This is a genomic window from Novosphingobium olei (assembly GCF_012927405.1).
GTDB classification, from domain to species: Bacteria; Pseudomonadota; Alphaproteobacteria; order Sphingomonadales; family Sphingomonadaceae; genus Novosphingobium; species Novosphingobium olei.
In genome coordinates this window covers 263,172-279,393 of record NZ_JABBGM010000002.1, presented here as the reverse complement: position 1 = coordinate 279,393, position 16,222 = coordinate 263,172, and the positions used below count along the sequence as shown (strand labels likewise).

Sequence of the window (16,222 nt, the reverse complement as noted above, 5' to 3'; positions counted from 1 at the left end):
GCTAATTCCCGCAATCGACCTTCAGCGCCGAAGTCCCTTCGGTCACCAGCCGCACCGCAGGCGAAGCCCGCAGTCCCTGGGGTTCGCCCACGATCGTCGCGACGGCCGGCAACGGCACGCTCGTCTTGCGCGATATCTTTTCGATCGGCAGGTCGCTTGCCGGCAGCGCCCTGCTGAACAGATAGCCCTGCACCTGCTCGCAGCCGCGTTCGCGCAGGCGGGCAAGCTGTTCGGTATCCTCCACCCCTTCGGCGATAGTCTGCATGTTGAGCTTGGCGGCCAGCTCCAGCACCGCCTCGACGATGGCGCCGCTCTCGTCGTTGCGGGCAAGATCGGTGACGAAGCAGCGGTCGATCTTGATCTTGTCGAACGGGAATGCGCGCAAGTAGTTGAGCGAGGAATAGCCCGTGCCGAAATCGTCGAGTGCGATGCGCACGCCCAGCGCGCGCAGGCGATGCAGCAGCCGCAGCTGCGCCTCGCTGTCCTCCATCAGCATCGTCTCGGTGATCTCCAGCTCCAGCCGCCGCGGATCGAAGCCGGTGGTCGAAAGCGCCGAGACCACCTGCCGCAACAGTTCCCCGCCCCGCAGCTGCGCCGCCGATACGTTGACCGCCACGGTCAGGTCCTTCGGCCAGGTCGCGGCTTCGGCCAGCGCCTCGCGCAGCACCCATTCGCCGATCTGCACGATCAGCCCGCTTTGCTCGGCGATCGGGATGAACACATCGGGCGGCACGTTGCCGCGCTCGGGATGATGCCAGCGCAGCAGCGCCTCGAACCCGGCGATGGCATCGGTGTCGAGCCGGTGCAGCGGCTGGTAGTGCAGCGCAAACTGCCCGCCGGCAAAGGCGACGCGCATGTCCGCCTCCAGGTCGCGCCGCTCCAGCAGCTCGCGCTGCATGCCTTCGTGATAAAGCGAGGCCGTGCCCCGCCCATGCGCCTTGGCGTCATAGAGCGCGAGGTCCGCCGCGCGCAGCAGCTGTGCGCCTTCGCTGCCGTGGTCCGGGCCGATCGCCACGCCCACGCTGGCTCCGGCCTGCACCTTGCGCCCCTCGATCGCGATCGGCTCGACCAGTCCGCGCACGAAGGCGTCGGCCGTGTCGAGCGCCTGCTCGGGGCCAGAGACACGCGGCAGGATCACCGCGAATTCATCACCGCCCAGCCGCGCCACGACCGCGCCCGATCCGGCGATCTCGACCAGCCGCCGCCCGGTCTCGACCAGCACGCGGTCACCCGCATCGTGGCCCATGCTGTCGTTGATCGCCTTGAAGTGGTCGAGGTCGATGAACAGCAGCGCAACTTTCCGCCCGCGCGGCTTGTCCTCCATCAACTGCTCCAGCCGGGCATGGAATTCGGCGCGGTTGGCCAGCCCGGTCAGCGGGTCGTGCTGGGCAAGATAGCGCACGCGGTTCTCCGCCTCGCGCCGGTCGGTCACGTCGCGGATGAAACCGCGAAAGCCGCGATGTTCGCCATTGCTGGCATAGATCGGACAGCCCGATATCGACCAGTGGCGAACATCGTCGCCATGGGCAAAGGTGATCGGCAGGTCGCGGAAAGGCTTCATCTGCCGCGCGGCGCGGCGCAGCGCATCGCGCTCGGCGCCGCGTTCGAACAGGTCGACCAGCTTGCGCCCTTCGAGCTCGCGCGGGCACATGCCGGTCGTGCGGCTAAGCCGGTCCGACGGCTGGACGATGTGCCCCTTGGAATCGGTTTCGACCAGCCAGTCGCTGCCATGTTCGTCGTACTGGTTGAGCAGCAGCTGGATCGTTTCGTGCGCGGTCTGCAGCTTGCGCGTGCGCAGCCGCCGCGTGGCGTACATGTAGTTCAGGTTGAACATCTGCACGTGGATCCACGCCGCCTGCAGTGCGCCGACCATCAGCACCAGCCAGCCCGAAACTTCCGGTCGCAGCGCCATGGCGACGGAAAAGCCCGCACAGCCGATCCAGCCGGCGATGACCCCTGGCACCGGCAGGGTGAACTGGCCGTAGAAATCAAGCGTGCCGATGATGCCGATCAGCATGGCCAGCGGCACCATCCGATCCGGCGAAACCTCCAGAAGCATGGCGACGTTGATCATCGTCATCGCCACGGCCCGGACATAGAGATAGCGCGACCATGCGCCTAACAGGACGCGGGGCGATGCGCCCGTTGCGGCCCGATGGCGAGTGATCCTGATAAGACCGATCAGCAGCGCCGCGCAGGCGATCTGGCCGAAGATCAGCACCGGATCGCGCGGCGAGGCGACGAGCAACATCAGCCCGGCGCGCACCACTTCGAAGGCATCCACCGGCACGCTGTCGATCTGGTGGAGGCGCGAGCGCTCGAACCATTCGCGATCCGCCGGCTCCACCTCATGCCGGATGAGGTGGACCATCGCCAGCGGATGGCGCAGCAGGGCATCGCGTAACTTGCCAATCAAGCAGGGATCTCCCAACCCCAGCGGAACTCCGATGGTACGAGACCACCCGGACTACACGCTGACGGTTAGGAGCCTGCTGCCTTCACCTGCGGCGAATCCCTTATACGATTCGACCCCCGGCCGGGCTCAGTTGGGCAAAATCAGGTACTTCTCGCCGGTGCGGCGGGCGTTGTAGTCGAGCACCGCCTCGCGCGTCAGCACCTCGTCCAGGCTCACCTTCGCCTTGTACTTGCTGGCGAACGTGGTGGTCAGCCCGTCGCGCACGCGCTGGCGCAGACGCTCGACATTGTGCTCGCCGATCTTCTGCAGGAAGGGCATCAGCAGGAAGCCGTTGATCCCGAAGCTGAACCCGAAGTTGAGCTGCAGCACCGTGGGCGAAAGATCGAGCAGGCCATAGATGTAGGCCTGCTTCGGGCTGTTCGAACCATAGCGGCTGTATTCGGAATTCGCGTTGGCGACCTTTTCCATCGCCGAAAGGATCTGCGTCACCAGCTTGCCACCACCCGTGGCATCGAAGGCCATCGTCGCCCCCGTGGCCGAAAGCGCCGAGGCAAGGTCGTCGTGGAAGGTCGGCGCGCTGCTGTCGACGACGTGTTCTGCGCCGATCTCCTTCAGGATCGCCACTTGCGCCGGGCTGCGCACGATGTTGACCAGCGGCACGTTGTCTTCCTGGCAGATGCGCACCAGCATCTGGCCAAGGTTGGATGCGGCGGCGGTGTGGACCAGGCCCGTGTGGCCTTCACGCTTCATGCATTCGACAAAGCTCAGCGCGGTCAACGGATTGACGAAAGCCGATGCCCCGTCCTCGGCGCTGGTCCCGTCGTTCAGCACCATGCAGCCGCGCGCATCGGCGATGCGGTACTGCGCATACATGCCGCCGGGGATGCAGGTCACCACCTTGCCCAGCAGGGCCTGCGCTTCGGGCGCATCGCCCGCCGCGATCACCGTGCCTGCGCCTTCGTTGCCCACCGGCATCGCCATGCCCCAGCGCGCCTTCATCGCGCGGGTGCCGCCTTCGGGCATCTTCGCCACGATCTTGCGCGGGGTATAGGTCGCGTTCTCGACATCGGCAGGGCCGAACAGCAGGCCAAGGTCCGACGGATTGATCGGCGCGGCTTCCACCCGGATCAGCACTTCATGACCGGTCGGTTCGGGCAAGGTCTGTTCGACAATCTCGACCGTCAGCGTGCCGTTTTCCTCAAGCGTCGACAGCAGTTGCAGACCACGTGTCTCTGGCATCACGATTCTCCCGGATAGCTCGCTTTAACGAAGTAGAGCCCCTCGGGTGGAGCATTCAGTCCCAGTTTGCAACGGTCCCGCGCGGCGAGCGCTTCGGCCACGCGGTCGACCGGCCATTCGCCGCGACCGACCAGCGCGAGGCACCCGACCATCGATCGCACCTGATGGTGCAGGAAGCTGCGCGCCGCCGCCTCGATGATCACGTGATCGCCCTCGCGCCGCACGTCGAGCCGGTCGAGCGTCTTGACCGCGCTTGCCGCCTGGCACTGCACCGAACGGAACGTGGTGAAATCATGCTTGCCCACCAGCGCCTGGGCCGCCCGATGCATCGCTTCCGCATCGAGATCGCGCGCGATCCGCCAGGCGCGCCCGGCCTCCAGCGTCAGCGGCGCGCGACGGTTGGCTATGCGATATTCGTACGCCCGATTGATGCACGAAAAGCGCGCGTGCCAGTCTTCGCTCACCTCGACGCAATCGAGCACGGCCACCGCCTGTCCCGCCATACGCAGCCGCGCATTGAGCGCCTCGGACAGCCGGAACGGGGGCAGCGTCTTGTCGCTGTCGAAATGGGCCCGCATCCCCAGCGCATGGACCCCGGTGTCGGTCCGTCCGGCCGCGTGCAGCGTCACCGCGTGGCCGACCACCGTCTCGGCCGCTTCCTCGATCGCCTGCTGCACCGACGGCCCGTGCGCCTGGCGCTGGAACCCCATGTAAGGCGTGCCATCCCATTCGAGCGTGAGGGCGTAACGCGTCACAGAACCACACTTTCAACATCGTCACCCCGGGCTTGACCCGGGGCTGGGCTTTTCTTCTGCGACGGCGCGACAGGCTGAGACGTCATGGAATCAGCCAAGGACCGTCCCCGCCGCAATCGCCCGCCCGCGCAGCAGCGCCGCCGTGTCCATCGCCGGCCGGCCCGCGCGCTGGACGATCGTCGGGCGCAGCGCCCCGCCACCGCAGGCGATGGTCAGCGCCGCGTCGATTACCGTGCCCGGCGCGCCTTCACCTTCAACCACCTCGGCCGCCAGCACGCGATAGCGCTCGCCCTCCAGCTCGAAGAACGCCCCGGGCGCCGGCACAAAGGCGCGCACCTGCCGTTCGACCTCAATCGCAGTTTTCGTGAAGTCGAGCCGGCTCTCGGCCTTGTCGATCTTGTGGGCATAGGTCACGCCCTCCTCGGGCTGCACCACCGGCGGATGCGCGGCGATGTCGGCCAGCACCTCGACCATCAGCGCCGCGCCTTTCTCGGCCAGCTCCGTCGTCAGTTCGCCCGCCGTCTTGCCCGCCACCAACGTCTCCACCGTCGCCAGCATCGGCCCGGTATCCAGCCCGCGCTCCATCTGCATGATCGTCACGCCGGTGGTGGCGTCGCCCGCCAGGATCGCGCGCTGCACCGGCGCCGCCCCGCGCCAGCGCGGCAGCAGCGAGCCATGGACGTTCAGGCAGCCAAGGCGCGGCGCATCGAGCACCGCCTGCGGCAGGATTAGGCCATAGGCCGCAACCACCGCCACGTCCGCGTCCAGCGCCGCGAACGCCGCCTGTTCCTCGGCCCCCTTCAGCGAAACGGGCACGCGCACCTCGATCCCGTGGGCCTCGGCCGCAAGCTGCACCGGCGATGGCTGCAGCTTCTTGCCCCGCCCCGCCGGGCGCGGCGGCTGGCTATAGGCCGCGACCACCTCGTGCCCGGCCGCAACCAGCGCCTCGAGCGTCGGCACCGCAAAGTCGGGGGTTCCCATGAAGATGATGCGCATGGCGCTCCAATAAAGCCTTTCGTTTGCTGCGCCCGGCCCTATCTGTGCGGGCATGGCATCGCAAGAGATCGAGGCGCTGGCCGGCGCCCTGGCCCGCCTTCCCGGCCTTGGCCCCCGCAGCGCGCGCCGCGCCGTCCTGTGGCTGATCAAGCGCCGCGAAACCGCGCTCGACCAGCTGGTCGGCGCGCTGCAGGTCGTGCGCGATGCACTCGTCGAATGCGACGTGTGCGGCAATGTCGATACCAGCAACCCCTGCGGCATCTGTTCCGATCCGCGCCGCGATCCGCGCTCGATCTGCGTAGTGGAGGAAGTTGCCGACCTCTGGGCACTCGACCGCGCGCGCCTGTTCACCGGCCGCTATCACGTGCTGGGCGGCCGCCTGTCCGCGCTCGAAGGCGTGCGGCCCGAAGACCTCGCCATCGCCAGCCTGCTCACCCGCGTCGCGGCAGGCGGCATCGACGAAGTCGTGCTCGCGATGAACGCCACATTGGAAGGCCAGACCACCGCGCACTACATCGCCGAGCGGCTCGAAGCCTACCCCGTCCGCCTCACCCAACTCGCCCACGGCCTGCCCGTCGGCGGAGAGCTCGACTATCTCGACGAAGGCACCCTCGCCCAGGCCCTGCGGGCGCGGCGTCCGATCGGCTGACGCTCCGCCCGCTTTCGATCACACTGATCGAAAGCCCCGCCTTGCGACTCCGCGCCGCTCGCCTTATCTGCGCCCCATGGCCATTCTTCCGATCATCGAAGTCCCCGATCCCCGCCTCAAGCAGGTGTCGGTCCCCGTCGACAATTTCGACGACCAGCTGCGCACGCTCGTCGCCGACATGTTCGATACGATGTACGATGCGCCGGGCATCGGCCTCGCCGCGATCCAGGTCGGCATTCCGCTCCGCGTGCTGGTGATCGATCTTCAGCCCGAAGATCCCGACGCCGAACCCGAAGTGTGCCACAGCCACGGCGGCCACCACCACACCCACCAGCCGACCAAGCGCGAGCCGCGGGTGTTCATCAATCCCGAGATCCTCGATCCGTCGGAAGAGCACAGCCTGTACCAGGAAGGCTGCCTTTCGGTGCCCGAGATCTACGCCGAAGTCGAACGCCCCGCGCGCATCCGCGCCCGCTGGCAGGACCTTGACGGCAAGGTGCACGAGGAACAGCTCGAAGGGCTGATGGCCACCTGCCTGCAGCACGAGATGGACCACCTCGAAGGCATCCTGTTCATCGACCATCTCAGCCGGCTCAAGCGCAACATGGCGCTCAAGAAGCTCGAAAAGCTGCGCAAGGTCGCCTGAACCGCGCCCGCCGCGCGGCGAGGGGACGACCCTGCATCGCCGCGCGTCAGGCCATTTCCGCCTGGATCGATTCCATCGCCGCCCGGCAGTCGTCGGCGCATTCGCGGCACATCTGTGCGCAGCGGCGGCAATGATCGTGGTCGTGCTTGGCACACTCCGCTTCGCAGACTTCGCATGAACGGATGCAGGTAAGCAGCTGCGAAACCAGCACTTCGCGGTTCGATCCGGTGCGCCGCGTCGCCACGCGCGCGGTCGCCGCGCAGATGTCCGCGCAATCGAGGCAGGTGCGCACGCACTGGTCCATGTCCATCGCTTCGGCAAGGCACGCATCGGCGCACGAGGTGCAGATCGCCGAACAGTACATGGCATGGCGCACCGCCTTGCCCAGCGCTTCGTTGTAGGTGCTCGCGGACACCTGCGGGTGTTCGCGGATCATCGCTTCGATCGACATAGTTTCGGCCCTTGTTGCTGATCGCCTATGGCCAAAGAGCGCGCGAACGGGCCGCGCTGTTCCATGTCGAATGACACAATGCCCGAACCGCTTGCCAGACGGTGCAGGGACGGTCTAGGTTCCCGCTTCGTTCCCCTTTCAGTCGGAGCCCGTCGTTGGACTCGCCTCTCGCCCTTGCCCTGCTCGTCCTCGTCGCCACGCTCGCCGGCCTTGCCGTCGGCTGGTTCCTCGGCGGCCGTCCCGTCGCCGAATGGAAGGCGCGCCATGCCGCGCGCGATGGCGAGGCCCGCGCGCACGAGGACCGGGTCAAGGCGATGGCCGTCGATCTTGCCACGCAGAGCGAACGCCTGCGCCTGCTCGATCAGGTGAGCGGCGAACTTGCCGCGATCCGCGCCGAACGCGATTCGCTCTCCACCCGCCTCGCCTCGGCCGATCAGCGCGCCGCCGACGCTGAAACGGTGCGCGCCGAGCTCGCCGAAACGCGCGCCAGCCGTGAAGCGCTGCGCGCCGAACTCGCCGCGCTCAAGGCCGATGCCGAAAACTTCGCCGAACAGAAGCGCCTGCTGGTCGAAGCGCAGGAAGCGCTGCGCAAGGAATTCGAGAACGCCGGCAACAAGGTGCTGGAAAAGGCGCAGGAAGCCTTCCTCAACCGCGCCCACGCCCGGTTCGAGGAAAGCGAGAAGACCAGCGCCGAACGGCTCAAAGCCCTGCTCGCGCCCGTAGACCAGCGGCTCAAGAGCTACGAGGAGCAGGTCACCGGCCTCGAAAAGCAGCGTGTCGACGCCTTCGGGCAGCTGACCGGCCTGATCCAGTCGATGCGCGATGGGCAGGAAGCCGTGCGCATGGCCGCCGCGCAGCTCGGCAACAGCTTGCGCAATGGCCCCAAGACGCGCGGCCGCTGGGGCGAACTGCAGCTGCGCAACGTGCTCGAACAGTGCGGCCTGTCCGAACACACCGATTTCGTCACCGAACATTCGGTCGATACCGAGGAAGGCCGCCTGCGCCCCGACGCCATCGTCCGCATTCCCGGCAACAAGCTGCTGGTGATCGACGCCAAGGTGTCGCTCAACGCCTATCAGGACGCGTTCGAGGCCGAAAGCGACGAGGCGCGCAAGGCCGCGCTCGGCGCGCACGTCCAGTCGATGCGCAACCACATCCAGACGCTGGGCGCCAAGTCGTACCAGAGCCAGTTCGAGGAAGCGCCCGACTACGTGCTGATGTTCGTGCCCGGCGAACACTTCATCGCCGCCGCGCTCGAACGCGATCCCACGCTGTGGGACTTCGCCTTCGAACGCCGCGTCCTGCTCGCCAGCCCCACCAACCTCGTCGCCATCGCCCGCACCGTGGCGCAGGTCTGGCGCCAGGACGGCCTGGCGCGCGAAGCGCGCGAGATCGGGCGCATGGGCGGCGAACTCTACGATCGCCTTGCCGTCGCGGCCGAACATTTGAAGCGCGTGGGCTCGGGGCTGGAAAGCGCGGTCGGCAACTACAACAAGTTTGTCGGCAGCTTCGAACGCAACGTGCTGTCGGCTGGCAAACGCCTGCGAGACAAGCACATCGAGATCGGCAAGCGCGAGATCGAGGACGTGCCGCTGGTGGAGACAAGCCCGCGTTACGGTGATAGCGTGGCGGAACCGGCGGCCTTGCCTGCGATTGAGGACGTGAACACCTGAAGGGACGGCAACAAGCGTTGATTGGGCATGGCGGTCTTGGCAGGGTCCTGGCTGGCGCATCGCTCGCCGCCGCCGTGCTGACGCTCGCCGGCTGCAACGCGCCCGAGCCGTCGCCCACCACAGAAGCTTCCGAACCCGCGCCGCTGCCCCCTGCCAGCGAGGCCCCACTGGCATCCCCATCCTCGCCGGCTGCCGCCGCCAGCGCAGAGCCGTCCAGCGCCGCCGAGCCCGAGGATGATGCCAGCGATGCCGCCGCCGAGCGCAAGGTCGCCAGCCTGCGCCCGCTCGACGAATGCGCGCGCCTGCCCGGCTGGGCCGCGTTCCACGGCAAGCTTACCGATGCCGTTTCCCGCCGTGATGCCAAGGCGCTGGTCGCGCTCGCCGCACCCGACGTCACGCTCGATTACGGCGGCGGCCACGGCCGCGACGAACTCGCCAAGCGGCTCGCCACACCGCAGGCCGGCACGGCCCTGTGGACCGATCTCGCCACGATCCTGCGCATGGGCTGCGACACGCGCGATGGACTTGCGGTGATGCCGTGGTTCTTCTGGAACGTGCCCGAAACGATCGATCCGGGCGAAACCATGCTGGCAACCGGCAGCGCCATCCCGCTGCTCGCCAAGCCGAAAGCCGATGCCGCGCGCGTGGCGTCGCTCGATTGGGAAGTCGTCACCCTGCAACCCGGTTTCGACCCGGCACGGCGCTTTACCGGCGTCGAAACCGAAGACGGCCTCAAGGGCCAGGTCGAAACGAAGAACCTGCGCAGCGTGCTCGCCCGCCGCATGATTGTCGAACGCAACGACGGCACCTGGCAAGTCTCCGCCTTCGTCGCGGGGGATTGAAACCGACGTACCGAACCCTGTCCGCGTCGGTGGCGCATTGTCGGCAGGAAAGAACGGCCCTTCGACAAGCTCAGGACAGACGGCGTGGGGGCAAAAATCGGCGTCGCGGGCAGACGGCCTCTGGGCGTATACCGGAATCGCCAAACCTCGCCCCCGCCAAGCCCATCTCAAACCCGCCCGCGCAGAACGCGCCCAAGCACCAACAACCCGCCCGTGCTGAGCCTGTCGAAGCACTGCCCTTTTCTTCAAGGTAGCGAGACACTCCCTCAAGCCAACCGCACCTCAAGCCCGCCCGTGCAGAACGCGCCCAAGCACCCACAAACCCGCCCGTGCTGAGCCTGTCGAAGCACTGCCCTTTTCTTCAAGGTAGCGAGACACTCCCTCAAGCCAACCGCACCTCAAGCCCGCCCGCGCAGAACGCGCCCAAGCACCCACAAGCCCGCCCGTGCTGAGCTTGTCGAAGCACTGTCCTTTCTCTTCGAGCCAGCGAAACGCCCCAATCAGGGCAGGCGCCGCGCCTCGATCGCGTGGCCGGCGGACTTCAGCCGCAATTCGCTGCCGTTGCGTTCGAACGCGGGCGCGCCGGCCAGCAGCGCGCTGACCGCCTGTTCCTGCTGCCACACGGGCCCGTCGCAGAACATCTGCGTGGCGATCAGCGGGCCGGCGATCACGCGGCCCGCTTCGAGGCGATAGGCCCCGCCCATGCCGTTGCAGCCGACGTTGGCCGAAATGCGCTCGGCATCGAAGGCGATGCGTGCCTTGTCAGGCGCGGCACTCGCCGCGCCGTCGACGCGGACGATCTGCCATTGCGTGCCGGCCAGCGCCGTCGTGCCACCGCCGGGCGTGGCGCATCCGGCAAGCGCGAGTGTGGCGGCAACAGCGCCCGAAATGACAGCAAAACGTCGCATGATCAGCCACATAGCACCAAGCGCCTGACCGCGCCCTTAACGCTCGACTGCGGCAAGCACCTCATAGGCCAGCACGGCGGCGGCAACAGCCGCGTTCAGGCTGTCGGCGCGGCCCTTCATCGGCATCGTCACGCGCAGGTCGCAGGCCATTTCGTACGCCTCGGGCAAGCCTTGCGATTCGTTGCCGACCATGACGAAGCACGGCGCGGCATAAGGCGCGCCGCGATAAGGCTGCGCCTCGCGCAGCGATGCCGCAACCAGTTGCCCTTCAGCCTGCCGCAGCCAGCCTTCGAATTCCTCCCAGCGCGCCTGCGCCAGCGCCACGGTGAAGATCCCGCCCATGCTCGCACGCACCGCTTCCACCGAGAAGGGATCGACGCAATCGTCCAGCAGGATCAGCCCGCCCGCCCCCACGGCGTCTGCCGTACGCAGCATCGTGCCGAGGTTGCCCGGATCGCGCATCGCCTGCGCCACCAGCCAGATCGGCGCGGCCGTGCGGTCGATGCGGGCAAGGCGCGTGTCCCATTCCGCGAAGACCCCGGCCACGGCCTGCGGGTTGTCCTTACCGGTCACCTTGGCGAGCAGGTCGATGGGCAACTCGATCACCTCGCCGCCCGCCGCCTCCACCGCGCGCTCCAGTTCCGCCAGCAGCGGATGCTCGTCGCGCCCCTGCGCCATCAGCAGCATTTCCGGCAACCGTCCGCCCTCGCGCGCGTCGGTCAGCAGCCGCAGCCCTTCGACCAGGAACTTGCCCGCCAGCCGGCGATGCTTCTTCTCGCGCAGCGAACGCACGAACTTGACGGTGGGATTGGAAAACCCGGTGATGACCTTGCGCGGCATGGACCCGCCTTGCGTCAGCGCGCCGCGCTAGGCAAGCGGCTCAATCTTCGCCGAAGCCGTCCTTGATCAGACCCGCGAGCTTCATCAGCACGGCGTCGGCATCGCCTTCGGCACCGGTAACGGTGATGTCCACGCTGTCCCCCTTGGCCGCGCCCAGCATCATCAGGCCCAGGATCGACGCGCCGTTGGCTTCGGTCCCGTCCTTGGCCACGGTCACGTCAAAGCCTTCGGGCAGCTTGGCCACGGCGTTGACGAACTTGGCGCTGGCGCGCGCATGCAGTCCGCGCTGGTTGACGATCGTGACCGTCTCACGAGCGGCGTATGCAGAATCCCCCATCGTTCACGCATCCTGTCCCAGGAATTCGGACGCGATCGTTATGTAGTTTCGCCCCGCATCGCGCGCAGCGGCCGTCGCGTCCTTGACGCCCATGCAGGTCCGCGCCTTGGCGAGACGGATCAGCATGGGCAGATTGATGCCGGCGATCACTTCCACCCGGCCCGCTTCCAGCAGCGAGATGGCAAGGTTGGAAGGCGTGCCGCCGAACAGGTCGGTGAGGATGATGACACCCTTGCCCGAATCGACGCGGCGGATCGCGTCGGCGATCTCCTTGCGTCGCTTCTCCATGTCGTCATTGGGTCCGATGCAGACCCCGACGACGTCGGACTGGCGGCCGACGACGTGCTCCATCGCGTGGATGAATTCGTCGGCAAGAGCGCCATGGGTAACGAGGATAAGACCGATCATGGAAGGGAAAGGCTCCGAAGTGCAGCCCGGCATCCTGCTCTATCCTGTCTTAACACAGGCTTGGCATAGGACTCCGGCATGCTTGAACACTGGCAATCCGCAGGCATGTCTTCCAGAGCCGCTCTCTTCCCGAAGGTCGTTTTCATTGGCAGCCCGTGGGTCACACTTGCGGCCTCTCGACAAGGTCCGCGGTACGCGACGCCAGGTTGCGGTGCAGCAATGTGGGTGAAAAACCTGCCTCGCGCAAGGCCGAAGCGACGCGCTCTGCCATGTAGACCGAACGGTGTTTCCCTCCGGTACACCCGAACGCCACGTGGACATAGGCCTTGCCTTGCGCCTCGAAGCGCGGAAGCAGCAGTTCCAGCAGCCCGCGAATCCGCTCGAACGCCTCGGCAAAGGCCGGGTCCTGGCGGATGTATTCGCCCACCGGCGCATCCTTGCCGGTCAGCGGGCGCAGGTCCTCCACCCAGTGCGGATTGGCCAGGAAGCGCATGTCGAACACCAGGTCGGCCAGCGGCGGGGTCCCGCGCGAAAAGCCGAAGCTCGATATCGTCAGCGTCGAACGGCCCGGCGCCTCGCTGCCGAACGCGGCGCGGATCGCCTGCTGCAGGTCGTTGGTGGTGAAGTCGGTGGTGGAAATCACCACGTCGGCCCAGCGCCGCAGCGGATCGAGCAGTTCGCGCTCCGCAGCGATTCCGGCCAGCGCCGGCTTGTCCGCGCTCATGGGATGGCGGCGGCGCGTTTCGTTGAAGCGGCGCTCCAGCTCGGCCCCGCCGCAATCGAGGAACAGGGTGCTGATCGAAAGGTCCGCGCGCGCGGCCAGCGCATCGACGCGCTCGATGATCTTGGCCGGATCGAACCCGCGGGTACGCGTGTCGAAGCCGATCGCCAGCGGCGCCCCCGCCTCCAGCCGCGCCGAGCCGGGTTCGGTTTCCAGCAGGCGGTCGAGCAGGCGGATCGGGAAGTTGTCGATCGCTTCCCAGCCCATGTCCTCGAACGTGCGCAGCGCGGTGGTCTTGCCCGCGCCCAGCACGCCGGTCACCAGCAGGATGCGCTGGGGGCTCTGATCCGAGTCGGGGTTCATACGTGCCGCGTTCTTGCGCTTTCGCAGCCGCGAAGGGAAGTCCGCTCGCGGTGCTAGGCGGTCCGTAACCTTTCGCGAACTTCCGAATCAGCGTTCGGGCAGGCCATACTGCGCCAGCGCCAGTTCGGCGCGCAACGCCAGCACCGGCGTATCGGGATAGAGCCGGATCAGCGGCAGCGGCAGCCCCGCCCGCACCGCCGTTTCCGCCCCCGAAACGAAGCGCGGCGCCCGCGCATCGAGCGCCAGCACGAGCGCGACCGGCGCTGCCACCACCGACGGCATTTCGACGATGCCCAGGTTGCGCACTTCCAGCTTGCCCGCGATGTTGGGGTGCGGGCTTGCCAGCAGCGTATCGCCATCCACGTCGAGCAGCACGCCGTCGTCGCCGACCAGCACCCCGCCCCGGTCGATCAGCGCCAGCGCCAGGCTCGATTTGCCCGCGCCCGATGCGCCCTCGATCAGCAGCGCCCGCCGCCCGATCATCACGCAGCTTGCCTGGTGCGGCGTGCCGCCAAGGCCCAGGGTCACGCTTCCTCCTCGCCGGCGGCCGGCAGTTCGAGCACGAGGCAGGCGCCCTGCGCGCCATCGGCGCGGTCGGCGATGCCCAGCGTGCCATCATGCGCCTCGGCGATCGTCCGGGCAATGGCCAGGCCAAGGCCGCTGTGCGCGCCGAAGGCTTCCCCGGCCGGGCGAACCGAATGGAATCGCTCGAAAACCTTATCGCGCTCGCTCAGCGGCACGCCGGGGCCGTGGTCGGACACGGTCAGCCGCACGCGCTCGCCATCGGCGGTCACGTCCACCTCGACCGCCGCGCCGGGGGGCGAAAACGAGGCGGCGTTGTCGAGCAGGTTGTCGAGCACGCGTTCGAGCCGCAGCGCATCGCCGTGGACGATCGCCATGATCGTGTCGCTGTGGAAGCGGATCGGGCAATCGCCGTGCTGGTCGGGACGCGCGCCGCGCGCCGCCACCACTTGCGCGGCAAGCTCGGCCAGGTCCAGCTCGACGAACGTGGCGCGCGAAAGTTCGGCATCGATCCGGCTGGCATCGGCGATCTCGGTGATCAGCCGGTCGATGCGCTGCACGTCGTGCGTGGCGATGGCGAGCAGCTGGCGGCGCAAGTCCGCATCCTCCACCTTGCCCATCGATTCGACCGCGCTTGAAAGCGACGCGAGCGGGTTCTTCAATTCGTGCGCCACGTCGGCGGCGAAGCTTTCCACCGCGTCGATCTTCTGGCGCAGCGCGTTGGTCATGTCCGATATGGCGCGGGCGAGCAGGCCGATCTCGTCGCCCCGGTCGGGCAGGCGCGGCACCACCACCTCGCGATCGCGCCCCAGCCGCACCCGCACCGCAGCGCGCACCAGCTGGCGCAGCGGCTGGACGATCGTGCGCGCCAGGAACAGCGACAGCTGGATCGAGGCGAGCAGCGCCAGCCCGATGATGATCACCAGAGTCTGGCGCGCGTCGCGCACCGCCTGCGTGATGTCGAGCGCATTGCGCATCGACAGCAGCATGTCGCCGTTCGTCCCCACCGGCGTTGCCGCGGTGATCACGGGCGTGCGGTCGGGGGCATAGCGCAAGTACACTTCGGTCTCGCGCGTCTCGCGGGCAAGCGCGATCTCGGGCCAGTTGCCCGCGCCCGGCTGCGGCGGCTCGCGATAACGCTCGATGCTCGGCGCGCCGACGATGAAGTCCACCCCCCGGTCGAGCGCGCGCGCCGCCTTCTGGTACCACGGCTCGCGCGCCGGATCGATGAAGGCGAACGATGGCGGCCCCAGCTGGAAGCTGTCGTCCAGCAGCCGCCCGCGCGCATCGTAATACGTCAGCCGCAGCGTGCGCTCGGTGCCGATCCGCACCAGCAGGTCGCGCCGCCGCGCGGGGGCCGCCTCCTCCAGCGCATCGGCGGCGATCTCGGCCTCGGCCCGCGCCAGCTTGAAGCGTTCGGCCAGCAGCTGCTTGCGATAGCTGTCGAGGTAGAAGAAGCTGCCCGCCAGCAGCGCCAGCGCGATGACGTTGACGGCTAGGATGCGGCTGGTCAGCGATACGCCGCGCCAGCGCACCCGCCGCAACCGCGCGGGCAGCGTCCGATCAGCCTTCGGCAAAGCTGTATCCGGCGCCGTACAGCGTCTCGATTCCAGAGAACGCCGGGTCCACCGCACGGAACTTGCGGCGCAGGCGCTTGATGTGGCTGTCGATGGTGCGATCGTCGACGAACACGTCGTCGTGATAGGCTGCGTCCATCAGCTGGTTGCGCGTCTTGACCACGCCGGGGCGCAGCGCCAGCGCCTCCAGGATCAGGAACTCGGTTACCGTCAGCGAAACCTGCTGCCCGCGCCACTCCACCTGGTGGCGCGCCGGGTCCATCGTCAGCGCACCGCGCCGGATCGGCTCGGGCAACGGCTCGGCCGGCTCGCCCGTGCCTTCGGTCGGGCTCGCCCGCACGATGTCGCTGCGCCGCAGGATCGCCCGGATGCGCGCGATCAGCAGTCGCTGGCTGAACGGCTTGGCGATGTAATCGTCCGCACCCATCGACAGGCCCAGCGCCTCGTCCGCCTCGTCGTCCTTGCTGGTCAGGAAGATCAGCGGCAGCGCGCTCTTCTCGCGCAAGCGGCTCAGCAGTTCGAACCCGTCCATGCGCGGCATCTTGATGTCGCACACCACCAGGTCGGGCGGATTGTCGAGCAGTGCCTTCAGCGCGCCCGCACCATCGTTGTACACGCGCGTGGCAAAGCCTTCGGTCTGCAGCGCGATCGACAGCGTGGTCAGGATGTTGCGGTCATCGTCGACCAGCGCCACGACGCGGGCGCCGGATGCGGGCCGGGCCGCGCTGCCCGGTGCGGCAATCGACGTTTCCGGGTGCTCGACGGGACTGTCGGCCATGGCTCGTTTCGGATCCGGTTGCCTGTGGTGGCGGTTGGGCGGGCGGCGAGGCTTAACCGGCGCAGCACGGGCTGGCAATCGGAGCGGCCGGGTCGCCGGGC

At 67.9% G+C, this 16,222-nt stretch carries 17 protein-coding genes; 4 read left to right on the top strand and 13 right to left on the bottom strand.

Annotated features, from left to right (window positions below; translation table 11 throughout):
- Position 1: 1 nt before the first annotated feature.
- The 4 genes from HHL27_RS05365 to fmt form a co-directional block, all read right to left on the bottom strand.
- Positions 2 to 2,416, bottom strand: coding sequence for a putative bifunctional diguanylate cyclase/phosphodiesterase (locus tag HHL27_RS05365; protein WP_169492357.1), 2,415 nt, complete (start codon positions 2,414 to 2,416; stop codon positions 2 to 4).
- A 126-nt stretch (positions 2,417 to 2,542) separates the two neighbouring features.
- Positions 2,543 to 3,655, bottom strand: coding sequence for a zinc-binding dehydrogenase (locus tag HHL27_RS05360; protein ID WP_169492356.1), 1,113 nt, complete (start codon positions 3,653 to 3,655; stop codon positions 2,543 to 2,545).
- Entirely contained in the window at positions 3,655 to 4,410 is a 756-nt protein-coding gene (truA, locus tag HHL27_RS05355; RefSeq protein WP_169492355.1) for a tRNA pseudouridine(38-40) synthase TruA, read from the bottom strand. Before truA ends, HHL27_RS05360 begins: the two co-directional genes overlap by 1 nt.
- A 90-nt stretch (positions 4,411 to 4,500) precedes the next feature.
- Positions 4,501 to 5,406: a methionyl-tRNA formyltransferase gene (fmt, locus tag HHL27_RS05350; protein ID WP_169492354.1), complete on the bottom strand. Its 906-nt coding sequence runs from the start codon at positions 5,404 to 5,406 to the stop codon at positions 4,501 to 4,503.
- 52 nt (positions 5,407 to 5,458) lie between these two features.
- Between fmt and recR the strand changes: the two genes are divergently transcribed.
- Both recR and def read left to right on the top strand, forming a co-directional pair.
- Positions 5,459 to 6,055, top strand: coding sequence for a recombination mediator RecR (gene recR / locus HHL27_RS05345; protein WP_169492353.1), 597 nt, complete (start codon positions 5,459 to 5,461; stop codon positions 6,053 to 6,055).
- Between the two features lie 76 nt (positions 6,056 to 6,131).
- On the top strand, positions 6,132 to 6,701 hold the full coding sequence (gene def / locus HHL27_RS05340) for a peptide deformylase (protein ID WP_169492352.1): 570 nt from the start codon (positions 6,132 to 6,134) through the stop codon (positions 6,699 to 6,701).
- 46 nt (positions 6,702 to 6,747) lie between these two features.
- On the opposite strand, the gene HHL27_RS05335 is transcribed toward def, so the two are convergent.
- On the bottom strand, positions 6,748 to 7,152 hold the full coding sequence (locus HHL27_RS05335) for a four-helix bundle copper-binding protein (protein WP_169492351.1): 405 nt from the start codon (positions 7,150 to 7,152) through the stop codon (positions 6,748 to 6,750).
- 155 nt (positions 7,153 to 7,307) lie between these two features.
- Here HHL27_RS05335 and rmuC point away from each other — a divergent pair, with 155 nt between their 5' ends.
- Complete coding sequence (rmuC, locus tag HHL27_RS05330; RefSeq protein WP_169492350.1) at positions 7,308 to 8,825, top strand: DNA recombination protein RmuC; 1,518 nt, start codon at positions 7,308 to 7,310, stop codon at positions 8,823 to 8,825.
- Positions 8,826 to 8,842: 17 nt separating this feature from the next.
- On the top strand, positions 8,843 to 9,667 hold the full coding sequence (locus HHL27_RS05325; RefSeq protein ID WP_169492349.1) for a hypothetical protein: 825 nt from the start codon (positions 8,843 to 8,845) through the stop codon (positions 9,665 to 9,667).
- Between the two features lie 500 nt (positions 9,668 to 10,167).
- Here the strand turns inward: HHL27_RS05325 and HHL27_RS05320 are convergent, their stop codons facing one another.
- From HHL27_RS05320 to HHL27_RS05285, 8 genes are all read right to left on the bottom strand, one after another.
- On the bottom strand, positions 10,168 to 10,575 hold the full coding sequence (locus tag HHL27_RS05320; protein ID WP_169492348.1) for an META domain-containing protein: 408 nt from the start codon (positions 10,573 to 10,575) through the stop codon (positions 10,168 to 10,170).
- A 36-nt stretch (positions 10,576 to 10,611) separates the two neighbouring features.
- Positions 10,612 to 11,415 carry a TrmH family RNA methyltransferase gene (locus HHL27_RS05315; RefSeq protein ID WP_169492347.1) on the bottom strand — a complete coding sequence of 268 codons (804 nt, stop codon included), beginning with the start codon at positions 11,413 to 11,415 and terminating at the stop codon, positions 10,612 to 10,614.
- Between the two features lie 40 nt (positions 11,416 to 11,455).
- Positions 11,456 to 11,752: an HPr family phosphocarrier protein gene (locus HHL27_RS05310; protein ID WP_169492346.1), complete on the bottom strand. Its 297-nt coding sequence runs from the start codon at positions 11,750 to 11,752 to the stop codon at positions 11,456 to 11,458.
- 3 nt (positions 11,753 to 11,755) lie between these two features.
- Complete coding sequence (locus tag HHL27_RS05305; protein WP_169492345.1) at positions 11,756 to 12,160, bottom strand: PTS sugar transporter subunit IIA; 405 nt, start codon at positions 12,158 to 12,160, stop codon at positions 11,756 to 11,758.
- A gap of 160 nt (positions 12,161 to 12,320) precedes the next feature.
- Positions 12,321 to 13,244: an RNase adapter RapZ gene (gene rapZ / locus HHL27_RS05300; protein WP_169492344.1), complete on the bottom strand. Its 924-nt coding sequence runs from the start codon at positions 13,242 to 13,244 to the stop codon at positions 12,321 to 12,323.
- An 87-nt stretch (positions 13,245 to 13,331) separates the two neighbouring features.
- Complete coding sequence (locus HHL27_RS05295; protein ID WP_420874029.1) at positions 13,332 to 13,772, bottom strand: HPr kinase/phosphorylase; 441 nt, start codon at positions 13,770 to 13,772, stop codon at positions 13,332 to 13,334.
- Positions 13,769 to 15,343, bottom strand: coding sequence for a sensor histidine kinase (locus HHL27_RS05290; protein ID WP_169492343.1), 1,575 nt, complete (start codon positions 15,341 to 15,343; stop codon positions 13,769 to 13,771). The genes HHL27_RS05295 and HHL27_RS05290 overlap by 4 nt, the downstream gene beginning before the upstream one ends.
- Positions 15,330 to 16,121, bottom strand: a complete 792-nt coding sequence (locus HHL27_RS05285; protein WP_169492342.1) for a response regulator transcription factor — start codon at positions 16,119 to 16,121, stop codon at positions 15,330 to 15,332. Before HHL27_RS05285 ends, HHL27_RS05290 begins: the two co-directional genes overlap by 14 nt.
- Between the last annotated feature and the right edge of the window lie 101 nt (positions 16,122 to 16,222).